Source organism: Streptomyces sp. SID13726, assembly GCF_010548375.1.
In the GTDB taxonomy this organism is placed as follows: domain Bacteria; phylum Actinomycetota; class Actinomycetes; order Streptomycetales; family Streptomycetaceae; genus Streptomyces.
In genome coordinates this window covers 1-612 of record NZ_JAAGLY010000158.1, presented here as the reverse complement: position 1 = coordinate 612, position 612 = coordinate 1, and the positions used below count along the sequence as shown (strand labels likewise).

General features: G+C 75.3%; 1 protein-coding gene. It reads left to right on the top strand.

Annotated elements, in window-relative coordinates:
- On the top strand, window positions 1-319 hold a 319-nt coding region (locus G3I78_RS46920; RefSeq protein WP_164436713.1), incomplete at its 5' end, for a molybdenum cofactor biosynthesis protein MoaE.
- Between the last annotated feature and the right edge of the window lie 293 nt (window positions 320-612).

Genomic DNA, 612 nt, shown 5'->3' with positions numbered 1-612 from the left:
GTTCCGCGGGGTCGTGCGCGACGGCGACGGCGGCCGCGGCGTGAGCCGGCTCGACTACGAGGCGCACCCCGACGCGACCGCGGTGATCCGGCGGTGCGTGGCCGGCGTGGCGGCCGAGACCGGGCTGCGCGTCGCCGCCGTCCACCGGTACGGGACCCTCGGGATCGGCGACGTGGCGCTCGTCGCGTCGGCGGCCGCGGGTCACCGCCGGGAGGCGTTCGAGGCCTGCTCGCTGCTCGTCGAGCGCATCAAGGCCGAGGTGCCGATCTGGAAGCGGCAGCACTTCGACGACGGCGTCTCGGAGTGGGTCGGGCTGTAGCGGACCGCGCTCCGCCACGCCGACGACCGGGTCGTCGAACGACGAGAGGCGAGAAGTGGCCCCCGGCTCGGGCCGGGGAGGGACCACTTCTCGCCTCTCGTGCGTCGGGCTGCGGATCCGCCGTGCGACGACGATGTCGGGCGGGGCGTTCCCGGTCTCGCGCTCGTCGCGCGGACCGTGGGTAGGACCGGTCGGGTCAGCGCGTGGCGTGGCGGTTGTCGAGCAGCATGCCGATGCCCAGCCCGACGGCGGTGCCGAGGACGAGGCCGAACCAGCTCAGCACGACGGTCCCG